The sequence below is a fragment of the Spirosoma lacussanchae genome (assembly GCF_005870035.1).
Classification (GTDB): domain Bacteria; phylum Bacteroidota; class Bacteroidia; order Cytophagales; family Spirosomataceae; genus Spirosoma; species Spirosoma lacussanchae.
This window is the reverse complement of the sequence record NZ_SWJG01000006.1, coordinates 110948-124041: the sequence shown is the minus strand read 5'-3', so window position 1 is coordinate 124041 and position 13094 is coordinate 110948. Positions and strand designations below refer to the sequence as shown.

General features: G+C 52.4%; 15 protein-coding genes and 1 tRNA gene. 4 read left to right on the top strand and 12 right to left on the bottom strand.

The annotated features are described in order from the left end of the window. The first annotated feature begins 13 nt into the window (after nt 1-13). The 4 genes from FBR45_RS20025 to FBR45_RS20010 all read left to right on the top strand — a co-directional run bounded on the left by FBR45_RS20025 (nt 14) and on the right by FBR45_RS20010 (nt 3116). Nucleotides 14-652, top strand: coding sequence for a hypothetical protein (locus tag FBR45_RS20025; protein WP_317128630.1), 639 nt, complete (start codon nt 14-16; stop codon nt 650-652). Nucleotides 653-679: 27 nt separating this feature from the next. After that, on the top strand, nt 680-1477 hold the full coding sequence (locus tag FBR45_RS20020) for an enoyl-CoA hydratase/isomerase family protein (protein WP_138505617.1): 798 nt from the start codon (nt 680-682) through the stop codon (nt 1475-1477). Between the two features lie 116 nt (nt 1478-1593). Next, a tRNA-Arg gene (locus FBR45_RS20015) sits at nt 1594-1670 on the top strand. A gap of 270 nt (nt 1671-1940) precedes the next feature. Further along, on the top strand, nt 1941-3116 hold the full coding sequence (locus FBR45_RS20010; protein WP_138505615.1) for a phage integrase SAM-like domain-containing protein: 1176 nt from the start codon (nt 1941-1943) through the stop codon (nt 3114-3116). A gap of 55 nt (nt 3117-3171) precedes the next feature. Here FBR45_RS20010 and FBR45_RS20005 read toward each other — a convergent pair whose 3' ends face one another. The 12 genes from FBR45_RS20005 to FBR45_RS19950 all read right to left on the bottom strand — a co-directional run bounded on the left by FBR45_RS20005 (nt 3172) and on the right by FBR45_RS19950 (nt 13091). Then, nucleotides 3172-5070 (bottom strand): PAS domain-containing sensor histidine kinase, encoded by a 1899-nt coding sequence (locus FBR45_RS20005; RefSeq protein ID WP_171044927.1) that lies wholly within the window; start codon nt 5068-5070, stop codon nt 3172-3174. A gap of 468 nt (nt 5071-5538) precedes the next feature. Continuing rightward, complete coding sequence (locus tag FBR45_RS20000) at nt 5539-7065, bottom strand: terminase large subunit domain-containing protein (RefSeq protein ID WP_138505610.1); 1527 nt, start codon at nt 7063-7065, stop codon at nt 5539-5541. Further along, complete coding sequence (locus FBR45_RS19995; RefSeq protein ID WP_138505608.1) at nt 7046-7591, bottom strand: hypothetical protein; 546 nt, start codon at nt 7589-7591, stop codon at nt 7046-7048. Before FBR45_RS19995 ends, FBR45_RS20000 begins: the two co-directional genes overlap by 20 nt. After that, nucleotides 7569-7937 carry a hypothetical protein gene (locus FBR45_RS19990; protein WP_138505606.1) on the bottom strand — a complete coding sequence of 123 codons (369 nt, stop codon included), beginning with the start codon at nt 7935-7937 and terminating at the stop codon, nt 7569-7571. The genes FBR45_RS19995 and FBR45_RS19990 overlap by 23 nt, the downstream gene beginning before the upstream one ends. Before the next feature lie 92 nt (nt 7938-8029). Beyond that, nucleotides 8030-8392 (bottom strand): hypothetical protein, encoded by a 363-nt coding sequence (locus tag FBR45_RS19985; RefSeq protein ID WP_138505604.1) that lies wholly within the window; start codon nt 8390-8392, stop codon nt 8030-8032. A 63-nt stretch (nt 8393-8455) separates the two neighbouring features. After that, on the bottom strand, nt 8456-8695 hold the full coding sequence (locus FBR45_RS19980; RefSeq protein ID WP_138505602.1) for a hypothetical protein: 240 nt from the start codon (nt 8693-8695) through the stop codon (nt 8456-8458). Nucleotides 8696-8756: 61 nt separating this feature from the next. After that, nucleotides 8757-9467, bottom strand: coding sequence for a hypothetical protein (locus FBR45_RS19975; protein WP_138505600.1), 711 nt, complete (start codon nt 9465-9467; stop codon nt 8757-8759). An 82-nt stretch (nt 9468-9549) separates the two neighbouring features. Then, a complete protein-coding gene (locus FBR45_RS19970; protein ID WP_138505598.1) occupies nt 9550-10527 on the bottom strand; it encodes a hypothetical protein in 978 nt (325 codons plus the stop codon). 64 nt (nt 10528-10591) lie between these two features. Continuing rightward, complete coding sequence (locus FBR45_RS19965; RefSeq protein ID WP_138505596.1) at nt 10592-11023, bottom strand: hypothetical protein; 432 nt, start codon at nt 11021-11023, stop codon at nt 10592-10594. Nucleotides 11024-11068: 45 nt separating this feature from the next. After that, the gene (locus FBR45_RS19960) at nt 11069-11941 is read right to left on the bottom strand and encodes a S49 family peptidase (protein ID WP_171044926.1); all 873 of its coding nucleotides are present in this window, start codon (nt 11939-11941) and stop codon (nt 11069-11071) included. 245 nt (nt 11942-12186) lie between these two features. After that, the gene (locus tag FBR45_RS19955; protein WP_138505592.1) at nt 12187-12648 is read right to left on the bottom strand and encodes a DUF1353 domain-containing protein; all 462 of its coding nucleotides are present in this window, start codon (nt 12646-12648) and stop codon (nt 12187-12189) included. Next, on the bottom strand, nt 12645-13091 hold the full coding sequence (locus FBR45_RS19950; RefSeq protein WP_138505590.1) for a hypothetical protein: 447 nt from the start codon (nt 13089-13091) through the stop codon (nt 12645-12647). The genes FBR45_RS19955 and FBR45_RS19950 overlap by 4 nt, the downstream gene beginning before the upstream one ends. Nucleotides 13092-13094: the final 3 nt, after the last annotated feature.

Genomic DNA, 13094 nt, shown 5'->3' with positions numbered 1-13094 from the left:
TCATCGTTATTCATTGACAACCTCGTTCGCCCGCTTCCTCTCGATTCTGTTGCACCCCCTACTCATGCCGACACTGCTGTTCGGCCTGTTGCTGTTTCAGGCACCCGGTGTAGTGGGTATGGATGCGTTTTCGCCGGCCCTGCGGCTCAGCCTGCTGGTGCTGATCTTCATTGGCACCTTCGCGGTGCCCTCGCTGCTGATCGTTTATCTGGTTCGTACGGGCTACGTCAGCAGCCTCCAGCTCGAAACCCTGGCCGACCGCCGGCTGCCCTATTTCCTGACGGCGCTCATCTACACCTTTGTCGCTTATCTGTTTGCCTTCCGGATGCAGCTCGTCTCGACCGTAGCGCCCGAAATAGCGATTCTGCTGGGCAGTATTGCCGTATCGATACTGCTGGTCGGGCTGATCAGTCTATACTGGCAAATCAGCGCCCACGGCGTCGGACTGGGGGGCGTACTGGGCGGCATTGGCGGGCTGATGCTGAAATTCAGCCTGACCGACCTGTTTCTCCCGATGCTGCTGCTGGTGCTGCTGGCCGGATTTGTGGCCAGTGCTCGTCTGAAGCTCAATGCCCATACGCCCGGCCAGATCCTGGCCGGGCTGGCGCTGGGGGTGACCATCAGCCTGCTGGCCGTGTTCTGGTTTATCTAACCTTGCCCTGACTAACCTTTACCGATCATGTACGATACACTGCTCTACGAACTGGCCGACGGCGTTTGCCGCATTACCCTCAACCGGCCCCAGGTCTACAACGCCCTCAGCCCCGGCCTGATCCGGGATATTACCAGCGCTATGGAAGCCGCCGGTGCCGACGACCGCGTGCGGGTCGTGGTGCTGACCGGCGCGGGCGACAAAGCCTTCTGCTCCGGCGCCGACCTGAAAGAAGGCTTCGCCAGCGCGGCAGCCTCGGGAGGAACGATGAATCTGGGCGACTCGCTGCGGAACGGCTATCACCCCATGATCCGGGCCATCCGTAACCTGCCCAAACCCGTTGTGGGTCGTATCAACGGGGTGGCGGCTGGTGCGGGCTGTTCGCTGGCCCTGGCCTGCGACGTCGTTATCTGCACCGACGAGGCTTATTTCAGCCAGATCTTCATCAACATTGGCCTCATGCCCGACGCCGGCTCTACGTTCTTTCTGCCGCGTCTGGTGGGCCCTCAGCGGGCTTTTGAGCTCAGCAGCACCGGCCAACGCGTCTACGGCCCCGAAGCGGCCCAGATCGGCCTCGTCAGCCGCTCGGTTCCTGCGGCTGAACTCGACGCGGCCATAGCGGAGGTAGTGGGGTATTACGCCACTGCCCCTACCCGCGCGATCGGGGCGTTAAAAAAAGTTTTGAATCAATCGCTGTATTCGGACCTTGACCACCAGCTGGAGCAGGAAGCTGAAAATCAGGATGCACTAGGTCGTTCGGCCGATGCCGCCGAGGGGATTGGTGCCTTTCTGATGAAGCGAAAAGCAAATTTTTCGGGCCGATAGGTTGACAGACGCCTTTTTTCTCCCTACTTTTGCACTCCCAATCAACGGGAAATGCATTCGTACCGGGGTCGCGCTCGACATCAATTGGATAGAGCACTCCGCAAAAAATGTAAATCGCATTCGTAGCTCAATTGGATAGAGCACCTGACTACGGATCAGGAGGTTTGGGGTTCGAATCCCTACGAGTGCACCAGATACATTAACAACTAGCCAGAAAGCCCGCTTTTAAGTGGGCTTTTGCTTTGTGTACCCCCTATTGTACTCTGTACGAATCGACTGCAAGCGGGCAGCTACTGAGGTGTACCACCTACCAACTGAGGTGCTCTTTACTCACCTGTTTACAAGTAGTTACCAATTTGTCTGTATAATACAAATGTACCATAGATATAATAGGGTTGTGTTGTATTAGTTTTGCCAATTTTTTACCAAACTAATAACAACATATTTTCATGTATCGTAAAAAATGCGTGTTCTGTTCATCAAACGGAAGAACCGAAAAAAACCGGATGGTAAAGCCGCCATATATTGCCGGATCAAAGTAGAGGGTGTGGCCGCTAATGATTTTTCCACCTTTATCCAGGTATCGGATAAAGAGTGGGATTCCGAAAAGCAACGCATCAAAGGCAAGAGCCTCCGGGTGTTCGATGAAAATACCAAGCTCTCCCAAATCCATTCCGACATTACCAGGATGTTCCTCCAGTTGGAGAGCGCTGGAGACCCCGTAAGCGCCCAACATTTGGCCGATCTGTACACCGGCAAACAGCAGCGTAGCTATACGTTTTGGGAGCTGGTGGATTTGTATGAGCAGCACATAAACGCCACCTACAAAAACGGTGGTACGCGTCGCAACTACAAAACCCGAATCGAAAACATCCGGCTTTTCCTGCTGGATCGGAAATGGAAAAAGCTGGCTGCTGATCGGTTTAGCCTCGGATCCGCTGACGAATTTGTCAGGTGGTGCAACGAACGGGATTTAGACCGCAATTACATCGTTCGGCATACTCAGGTGCTTAAGAACATCACAGAAGATGCCGTAAGGCGCGAAATCTTGCGGGTGGATAAGCTAGCCTCGTTCGTCTACAAGAAACGGGAAAAGGTCAACACCGACCACATTACCAGGCAGGAGCTCAATGAGCTGGCCAGCACCGACTGGAGGCCGGAAATACAGCGAATCGTGGATCTGTTTTTGTTCTCGATTTACACCGGCCTCCATTACCAGGATGCCCAAACCCTCACCACTGCCGACGTTCGCACCGGCATTGATGGCCGGAAATGGCTGTATAAAACTCGTGGCAAGTATGCCGAATCCGATTTCTTCGTGAATGAGCCGGTGCAACTGGTGCCCCTCTCGGATAAAGCGCTGGCGCTGATTGCCAAATATGGCAGCGTGGAGAACCTGCCTAAAATCAGTAACTCCGGCTTTAACGACTGGTTGAAGCAGATTCAACACCTGGCAGGCATCAAAACCAAACTCACCGTTAAGGTTGCCCGTAAAACCTTTACCAACCTCATGCTTAATGAGCTCGGTGTGTCAGAGGAAAGCGTGGCCGCTATGCTCGGCCATACCACTACTAAGCACGTTCGCTACTATGGCAAAGCCAATGAGGAGCGAGTGGCCAGGGAGGTAGTTTACAAATAAAGCTAAAAGGTAGTAGCCACAATCGTGGCTACTACTTAGCAGTAAGATCTGTCTGTTACCCAGCAGAGGGCAAAAAGATGGTGAACGTTGCACCCGCCCCCTTGTCACTTTGAGCCACAATAGCTCCTTTGTGATTTTCTACAACTCGCCGACAGATTGCAAGTCCCATGCCCACTCCAAGATACTGGCTCTTGCCATGTAGCCGTTGAAAAACGCCAAAAACGCGCTCTGCGTGCTGCTGCTCAAATCCAATACCTTCGTCAACAACCTTGATACATATGAATTCGGTACGAGACCCTTTAATATCTAGCCAGGCGGGCAATTGCTCCTCATAATCTGTCACACTACGAATGTGTATGTTAGGAGATGTGCCAGAAGCAGCAAACTTGATACTGTTGCTTATTAAATGCTCAAACAATAGCTCCAACTGGATTTCATCGCCCATGACTATTGGTAACGAATCTACGTATACTCGAGCCTCACTTTCCCTAATCTCAATTGCGAATCTGTTTAAAACTCTGGTTACTAGTTCGGTTAAGGAAACCAGTTTAAATTCCTTTAACCTTGTCGTCAAACGAGAGTAGTCCAGTAATTCTTTAAGCAGACTTGACAACCGGCCTGCGCTCCCCTGCATACGATCCAAAAACTCTCGGCCTGCCCCTAACTGATCACCGTATTGTGCTGCTAGCAACCCACCGAACTGCTGAATCTTTCGTAATGGTTCTTGCAAGTCATGCGAAGCCACAAAAGCAAACTCTTGCAAGTTGGCACTCATACGATCTAGATCGCTCACGAGTCTTTGAATATGCTGCTCACTATGGTAGTTATTCAAGTCCCTGTATGTAATCAATAATAGGCCTTCTACCTGAATAAGTTGAAAGTCCACTTCAGTTAATCTGCCATTAATACGCTGCGTTTCGTAGCCTTGACAAGCTTGATCACCCAATAAAGCTTGTTGAACACACGCCATTAACTGTGTTGATCGCCATTGTGGATGCACATCATCCATAAGCTGACCTTTTAGTTGATCGGGATCTTTATCTTTCGGTTTGGCATAAGCCAAATTACAGCGAACTATCCGAAGATTCACCAGTTGGCCATCACTCATGATAGGTTCCAGCAGTACCAATCCACCCGGCAAACTTGTAACTAAGTAATCTATTAGCTGCTCGTGCTGCTGCTGCAACTGTTTGAACGGAGTTATATCATGATATGTAACCATAATACCTCGCTCTATATAAGTGATAACTAGCTTTCGCCAAATGCCATGATCTGGGTAAAAATGTTCTCCTTTATATGGCTCTCTTGTTGTGTAAACCTGCTTGTAGATAGAAAATAAGCCAAACGAGTCCGTAGGTGGGTAAAGTTCGCGCAACGTCTTACCAATAACTTGCTCACGGGATAAACCACTCATAGCCAGCCCAACCTCGTTTATAGCCTCAAATTTGAAATCAATCGGTTCTTGGCTATCATCTAGTACGGCTTTGTATACAGTGATTCCATTGAGACATGCCTCAAAAGCATTTTCTAACACCTCCACCTGACTTACCGTATCAGTCCCTTCTGGGTGTTTTGGATTGATCGTAGAAATAGATACAAGAACTCCCTGCCCTAATGGACTCATTCTACAATCACATATATGACTTTTAGCCGACTTAAGATGAACTGTAGAAATGGAGTAATCTAATTCTTTCTGATGAAAAAAAACGTACTTCAAAGCTTCAAGCAACTTGTCTGCCTCATCGATCGGCACAAAATGAGCTGTTAATAAATTAGGCGGATTCGTATAGTCCCAACCCACCAGATTGGAAAACTTAAGATTTGCGGCCGTGCAACAGAAGTCTGGAATAATACTACTACTGATTCGTACTGGTTCGAAAAGAGCAGCCCCTAGTGATTCAGGATTATCATAGTTGCTTACGAAATGGCAAATATCTCTGTCTACCTCATTCATTTTAGTGAGAGCTGTGTTTAGTTGGGCATATCTCTTTTTAAGCGATATACTTAACCAATATAGCATACTTCCGCGTAAGTATTTCTATCAATAATGTTATTTTGTTGTAAAAAAATTACACAATCAAATCAAATGTCTTAAGATACTGCGGGCTCAAAAAAGTAAATTATTATTGCTCAATAAGTTACTCGAAGCCTTCTTCTCGATCTTTTATAAGTTAAAGGCATATAGTCGGGAGATAAAAGACTTACCCCTTTCTTGTATGCTTCAGATTAAGTGTTTTTACGTACCTTTTTAAACTGTATAAAAATTGCGCCAAAAAAAATGGCTAAGGTTCTAGCAGATAGAACTTTAGCCATTAACCACCCCCCTTTTTGGGCGTTTTTTTTTATAATCGACCCCGCCCTTTAGCATTTTGGAAATTTCCACTTTCCACGTTTCCGAATATCTGAAACGGCACCGGCTCACTTAGAAGTAATCCAAATCGAAGTCCTCACCACCGGATCCGCTCCAGCGCTTTCCTCCTTTCAGTTTCCATAGTATGTAGTAGTCCACCGTATCCGAGAGGTGGGTGGCCCGCTCCTGGTCGATCTTGCTGCTCTCGGATTTCTTACTTTTGGTAAAGTCGGCATTCAGCGGGCTATTATCCATACTGATAACGGTGGCCTTACATCGTATGCCATCTATACGGATCCGTACCAGGTCTATACTACCCTCCGCAAAGACGGTATTAAGGTCTTTAAACTTGTCTATGTGGGGTGGGTTGTAATTGAGTGGTTCGGTGTCTACTGTCCAGCCCTCTCCCTCCAGTACCTCCGCTACCTGGTCGAACATAGATTTGGTTGAGCCTGCGCTTTTGTTTTTCCCGTTTCGGTCTCCGGTTAAAACAATCTGTTTGCACCGATGGCCAGCGTACTCGGTGGCCAGCATCGTGGCCAGCGTCTGCGCCATCGTCATGGCCACCCCGTCGGCGTTGGTGTCGGGCTCCTTACAAAACAGATTGTCCACCAGCCTGGCCTCCACCCTGTCACTTTGCCAGAGGGTAGCGCTGGTAAAGTGGGCGTTAAAATCCAGGCTGGCCTCCAGTGGCAGGCTCGTATTATACAGGAGTTCACCGTTCCGGCAGGCCCGCCCCTCCAGCTCCTCGCTTTCCTCTTTGCATACGTGTATATGGTGCTGAAACGATGGGTAAAAGTTGTGCGGCATTTTAGACAGCCGTTCACCCTCCACCTCCACCTGGTACTCCAACCGGGATAGGTTTTTCTGGAGCGTGTCCAGGTAGTCAGCAGGCAAAAAGGCCAGGTTATCCTTTGTCTTAACCTCCAGGAAAAAGTATTTATCCGGCTCCGCTTTGGCCTGCTCCTCTATATCGTACATCCATTGGCCGCTTAGATCCCAGGGAGGTGAGGAAAAAACGGCCAGCATCTGGTGGAACGTCGAATTATAGACCCCTACGTTTGCGCGTAAGGTTGGTAATACAACTTTGAGCCATTCCTTTTTAAAGTTTAGCCCCTCATCAATCACATACAGGTCATAGTTGGCCCCCCGGTTTTCGGCTGCTGCCATCTTGAAGCTCTCGAACTCGATCACAAACCCGTTGGGGAAACTTATACAGTTTTCCCAAATGTCCGGCGCTTCGTGCGGTCGGTCGAAGTGGGCCGGTGGTTCTCTCCAGAGCACAAAACAGCCCTCTCCAGTCCGAAAGTCGTACTCTTTAAGGCCGTGGCGTTTCCAGCCCGCTTTTAGGCCGCTGGTGAGCTTAGATTTGGCTTTTTTGATGGTGGGTACACCCCAGCCACATTTGGCCTTAGGCAGCTCTCCCATTGCCAATAGGAGAAAGTCCGAGAGGGTAATGGATTTGCCGGAGCCCCGGCCCCCGATCATACCGGCGATTTTGTAACGGTGCGTATAAACGGTCTCCAAAAAGATGGCCTGTTTTTCGTTTACCTCCACCACCAGCTCATCCGGATCCTGGTTAGTCGGTGCTGAGTTCATAGGTGGTCGTTTCTACCGGCCTGGCGTCCTGGCTGGCGTTGTTTATGGTGAGTTGCTTGGTTTTGAATACCACTTTAGAGGGCTTCTTATAGGCGTCGGCATCCAGTTCTTTCTGGGTATCGTAAGCGCCATCTATTTTGGCCGCTTCTTTGAGCAGGAGCGAATAATTATAAAAATCATCGGCGTCCAATGCCTTTTTTGCGGCCTCCCGAAATAGTTCGGCGTAAAGGTGCTTAACCCCCTCTTTCTCCCGGCCCTGGCGCAATTCGGCAAAAACGGCGTAGGAAAGAGCCAGGATTTCCCTGGCTCGTCGATCCTGGATAGAACGGCTATTTTTAAGCATGAGCAAAACCTGGCCATCTGAATGGCCAGCCTTAAGCCAGGCTCTGGCACTGTCGATTTTATCCCAGGTTGCCCACTGCTCCGGCGTCAATTCGGTTCCCTCCAGCAGATACCGCTGGTAAACCGTCAGCTCGTCCCGAATCTTGTCTAAATACTTGTTATTACTCTGCTTTAGTGCTTTCATAGTTCATACGTCTTAATTCGTCGTCGTACTGCTCTTTGATGGCCCTGAGCCTGGCCAGCTCCTGGCTCCAGGTGGTGGCCAGCCGGTGCTCTGGCCGGTCGGCTAGTTTGCCCTCGTTTTTGGAAATATTGACCCGTATTTTCTGGAGCTCCAGCCGGATCTCAGCGGCCAGGAGCCCCTGGCTGGCCGTGGCCGGTTTGGCCTGCTTTTCCGGTCGGCGTGGCTGGCCGGTCTGGAGCTCGTACCTGGCATCTTTCCAGGCCTCCCGAATGGCCAGGATTTTCTCCACCACCGGCCTCCGGCCTGCCACATCATCATCCGCAAAATCGGCCAGGCTATTCGACAAAAGAGCAGCCTCCCGGTGGAGCCGTTCGGCCTCCAGCGTGAGCTGCTCTTTACGTGGATCCGGTAACGATCCGGAGGCCTGGCTGGCCGCTGTTAGCTGTTTTTTTTTGGGGCGTCGGTTGGCGTCGCTGCCGGTTTGCCGGTGGCCTTTCCAGCGGGTGCTTTTCCTGGAAGTGGCGATTTTTGGGCCTGCTCCAATTTCCGGACTTGCTCGGTTAGCTTCTCAATTTGCTGGTTTTTGAGAAAGAGCTGCTTCTCTAATTCGGCTAGTTTATCCGCTGAATCGGCCACCGGCTCCTGGCTTGGATCGGCCACCGGCTCCTCCGGAATAGTCTCCTCATAGCTGATTTTGGCCTGCTCGTAAGCCGCCTTTTTGCGTTCGTTGGTTGGGTCGGCCTGGTGGGCCATTTGGGCCAGTTGATAGGCCGCTTTTAGTTGCTTGCTCGTTTGGTTCATTGTGGGGAAAGCGTAAAATATAATTTGGTTTTGCGGTTGTTGAAGCGGCTCGTTTTCCGTAGATTATTTGGCGGATTGTCGATTTCTGCCGGTTCGGCCCGTTGGGGCTTTTTCGGCGGGTGCGGCCTCCGTGCCTGGCTCCAGCGCGGGCGCTTCGGGTTCCGAAATGGCCAGATAAAGGCCACGGTACTGCTCATTGATTAGCCGGGCATCGGCCAGGCTCATATCCGGCTCCAGCGTTACGGTTCGTCTACCAATCGAAAATTCCAGGCTGGCCGGATAAAGGATAGTAATGGTGCTCATCATCAAAAAAAGCCTCCCTCCGGCTGGAGGGAGGCTTTGGGTGGTTAGCGTGGATAATAGATTAAACAGTGGCAGGCAGGCCAGGAATCACCACCGAGTCAGCTAGTGGCGTATAGCCGAATTGGTAGCCATCTTGTTTGGCCTTTAGCGACCATTCCCGGCGGTCGCCCCCTTTGGCTCCGGTCGTGTGCATCACCTCGAATTGCAGGCCCAAAAACGAAGAACCAAGCACCACCCGTTGGCCATCGGTCAGAATGACCACGGCCACCACTTCGGTATTAATCAGTTTGCCAATAGCGGCCACCTGCTCCTTTGTATAACCGGCCACTTTTACCTCTAGGGATTGCTCCCAACTCTGGTAGCCGGTAGCGCCTTTTAGTGCCTCGTCAATCTTTAGGCTGTTGTCCGAAACGGCCACCTCTACGAACGTGGGCGCTGTGCCTCCGGTTACGAACGTAGGAACCACCCCTAACTCACCGTCCACAATTTCCTCCAGCTTGGGCCATTCGCTGGTAATGTTGTCGGTGGCCATCAAAAACAGCCTCCGGCCCCCTCCAGGGTTGGTCTCCTGCTGCTTGGTTCGGGGAATAGCGGCCAGCGTGGCCAGAGCCAGGCCGGTGGTATCATACAGCGAACCGCCCGTAATGACCTGGAGCCCGTAGGCAGTTACCGGCATGGCCACCACTCCGGCCAAAACGTTGCCGGTGCTGGTGGCCACCAGTGCACCAATGGCCAGCGTGGCCAAACTCATCAAAAATTTTACAAACTTCATGGGTATTCGTTGTTGGATAAAAAGAGGAAAGTAAAACACATTTGTAAACCGGCCACCCGCTCAGGAGTGGCCGGTGGGAGGCTTAGACCTTATCGTTTAGAAAGGTGAATTTGCCGAAACCGTAGTCGAACCCTACGCTCATCCGAATGTTGATTTTGATGGCTTTAACATCCTTTACAACCGTCAACGTGTAGGCGCTCACATCTTCGTTACAAACAAAATTCATGTTGGAGCCTGGCGTAATGACCATTGTTTGCTTACCGGCCAGGCCAACATCCGGCGTAACCGTAATGTTGTCGTAACCGTCCACCGTTACCATACTCTCGTTAGGCCGTACTGTGTTGGGAAATTTGGCCTGGCGCTGGCGGTTGATGCTACGGGCCATACCAGGAGAGCAACGAAGTTGCAGCGGAATCTCCAGCATGGCCTCGTTTGCGGCCTCCACGGTCTTACATAGGCTTATGGCCTGGTCGTAGGCGTTGGCGTCGGTTATGGCCGCTGCTGCCTCGAAAACGTTGCTCTCCGGAATGTCTCCGTTTGCTCCCCGGCCAGCGGTCATTTTAGCCAGCAGGCCGGTAATGGCGTAAGCGGATCCGGTGTTGGCCGCGTTCTTAACCGCTTTCCAGGAGCCTTTTTCTACCAGGTTGGCGCGGCCTGTGCGTAGAATCTCGCTGATAAAAAATACCTCGAACGGATTGGCCAGTACTTCCTTTTCCGATTTGAGCCCCTTAACGTACTGGAGGTACGAACGGTAAAGCGTCTGTATTTCTCCGGTCGTGAATTGCAGGTCAATATCTACGTCCTCAAACTCCGGAATCCTGGCGCCGAACTGTAGGGCTCCCTCCGATGGGTTGAAGTCGTCCGATGCCGCACGCAGAATATCCATGATCTGGAGGTTAATGAGCGGGCTTTTATTGTCCGTAACCAGGATCTGGTACAACTCCCGAATTTTGGCCTCCCCATCGGTTAAAACGTCCGTGATAATTTCCCGGCGTCCCGAAAAGGTTTGCATTAACGCGTCGGGCAACTTGCCAAAATCATAGCCTTTAATCTGGCTCATACTGAATTTTTGTTAAAAAAGAGGTTGGATAAAAAAAGTTGGTTGTGTTGACTGGTGGCCGGTTTTAGTGGCCTTTGTTCTTGCGGAAATAAGCCAGCGCTTCCGCGTTGTAGCTGGTGAGCTCCGGCTGGCCGCTGGTGTTGGTGGCGTCCGTTTCGGGTAGTTGCGCCCCGGCTCCGGCCTGTTTCTCGAACCAGGCTTTATACTTGTCCCGGTCGGTTTCCAGGCTGGTAACTTGCCCCTGGAGCGTTGTTTTCTCACCCTCCAGCGTGGCCTTTTGGGTAGCCAGGGTGTCGCGTTCGGTCGTCAGGTTCGTAACCGATGCCTGGAGGGTGTCCCGTTCGGTTTCCAGGCCGGTAACTTTCTCCTGGAGTCCGAGCGCTTCGGTGGTGAACTGGTTAAACTCCTCCGAGCTGAGTTTTTCCGAAACGGCTTTTTCAGACTTTCCGAAAAAGTTGGCCATGAACGTGGCCAGCGTCTGCTTTACTGCTGCCATTGGTTGGGTAATTGGTTGGTTGAAAAAAAATTGGTTGTGATTGACTTAAGCGGCCAACTGTGCGGCCCGTTGGATGGCCTGCCGGAGCGTTCCCTTTTGATCGGCCAGGCCGATCCGGATGGCATCCCGAACCCCGTACATTTTGGCGGTTTTCCATTCGTCGCTGGTGAGCAGCCCCGCCCGCCCCCGGCGTACATAGCCCGCAAACTCCTTTTGGCTGGCGTCCAGAATGCCCTGTATTTCGGCCCTGGTCTCGTCCGGTAGTGGCTCGGTGCCGTTCATCCGGCTTTTGTCGGTGCTCTCGCTGGCCCGCATAATCTCGACTTTGAGGCCCGCCTTTTTAAGTGCTTCGCTTTGGTCGGTGTAGACCATGAGCGTACCGATGGAGCCCACGGCGTACAGGGTTTGCTCCTCTACCCAAATCTCCCTGGCCTGGCTGGCCACGAAATAGGCCGCACTGGCACAAAAATTAGTCCAGACCACTACCGGCTTTTTCACGGCTCTAACCGCGTCAGCCAGCACTTTAACGCCATCCACCGCCCCGCCTGGTGAGTCGATCCGGAGTACCACGGCTTTTACGCTCTCCTGGCCATCGGCCACGGCCAGCAGCCCCGCCAAATCTTCGTACCCCCACGAACAAAGGCCGTACCTGGTAAGCGTTCCCATCACCGGGATAACACAAACGCCCTCCACCGTATAGGCGTTAACCACGTACTGGTAATACTCGATTGTACCGGCCAGTATGCTTTTTCCTGCTGTCTGGAGCGTAGCCTGGATAGTTCTGGCCGGATGCCCTGCCACCATAGCCGGAGCAAAGGGTTCTTTTCCAGCCTTTAGGCGTGGCTCTACGATACCCCACATTCGCATGGCAAAAGACTCCTCCAGGCACCAGAGGCCCGCAATGTTTACCGCGTTCATCATTGTTGTTTACTGCCAGCAAAGTGGCGTTGTTGTGCAAAAGTGCTTTCCAGTCCTGCCCGCCGAAAGGACACAAAAAAGCCAGCCCTGGAGAGAGCTGGCTGGAAAAGCAAAACCGTAGATTCTTTGGCGGGTGGGTGGCTGGAGCGGGTTGGTTTGGGCCGGATCTGGTGCGGCTCCGGCCCGCTCGGTCGGCCTCGATGCCGATTTTAGCCCCCGCCCACCAAAGAATCTACGGTTTTGGGCTATCCGGTTGGTGGGGTGGCCTGGCTCCTGAACGTGCGCCAATTCCACCAGCCGAACAGCCGCACCGCTGCCAGGTACACCCGATTCCGGAACCGCCCCCGGTTAAACCGTTCCATAAGCTCCAGGTAAGCCGCGTCGGCGTAGGCTCTGGCGTCGGCGTCGGCCAACTCCGGATACACCAGTAGGAACTCCTCCCAACACATATACAGCCGGTCGTGCACCCAAGCGGCCAGGTTTGTCCGGTTGTTGAAGCCTGGCAGGATCGACTGGCCAGCGGCTGGCGTGGAATGGCAGTCCGTCACAAAACCCACCGGCAGCAATACCCGCCGATAGTCGGCCAGCTCCACCACCACCGTAACGGCCAGGCTGATTTGGTCGGGCTTGTTGAGTCGGCTGTCTACCATGACCGGCACGGTGTAGTACGTGGCTGTCCGGCGAATTAAAAGGGTGGGCTCCATCATAGCCCGCCCCGGTTGTCGATGTTGGTAATTTCCTGGCCGATCAGCGCGTAAATCAGGGAGGCCACGGTGGTTTTATCGGTAATGGTGAGCCCCTGCTTTTTGAGGTCTCCCAAGGTAATGGCCTGGAAAAAGCTCCGCTGTGGAATGGCTCCCGGCTCTCTAGGCTCCACTACCAGGCCGGTGGTATCGACAAACGCCCCGGTAGTTTGGCGCGTAACGATCTGGTCAGCATACCGCTGGCCTAGCGCCTGGCGTTGTTCGGCGCTTAACGAGTCGTCGGCCAGGATCCGCTCCAGGAGTGGATGGCCAGCGGCATCTACGGTAATAACCCGCACCTGCTGCACCATCTGCAAATCCGGCAGGATTACAAAACTTTCGTGTTTGGCCTGGCGCTTAAAACCAGTTACCAGCTCGGTAGAAATAGGTAGTTTGATAAAGTCCATAAG